The organism is Roseibium sp. AWQ4_290 (assembly GCF_056160985.1).
Genome location: NZ_JBSWYG010000062.1, coordinates 1 through 455, shown reverse-complemented (window position 1 = coordinate 455; position 455 = coordinate 1). Strand labels below are relative to the sequence as shown.

At 54.5% G+C, this 455-nt stretch carries 1 protein-coding gene; it reads left to right on the top strand.

Features of this window, described 5'->3' with window-relative positions:
- The coding region (tnpB, locus tag ACXAH0_RS25135; protein ID WP_475196030.1) for an IS66 family insertion sequence element accessory protein TnpB at positions 1-250 on the top strand (250 nt) is incomplete at its 5' end.
- Positions 251-455 lie beyond the last annotated feature (205 nt).

Below are 455 nucleotides of genomic sequence, written 5' to 3'. Positions count from 1 at the left end.
TCTCGCGGAAGATCCTTATTCTGGGCACCTGTTCGTGTTCCGCGGTCGGCGGGGTGATCTTTTGAAGATCATCTGGTGGGACAGTCAGGGGGCTTGCCTGTTTTCCAAACGTCTGGAGAAAGGCCGGTTTGTCTGGCCGGGCGCGAAGGCTGGCAAGGTCAGTGTCACGGCGGCACAGCTTTCGATGCTGCTTGAGGGGATAGACTGGCGTATGCCCGCCCGTACATGGACGCCCCTGACAAGTGGGTGATGAGCGGATAATAACGTAATTACAGATATTTATCTCTCTTTTTCCTTTCGACCTTTGGCTGCATTCGGTATAAATGCAGCCATGCTGAAGGACTTGGACATCACGCCTGACGATCCGGCTGAATTGAAAGCCGTGAACCGGCTTCTTGCCGACGAAGTCAAGGCACTGAGCCTGAAGGTCGAGCAGCTTCAGCATCAGCTTCATG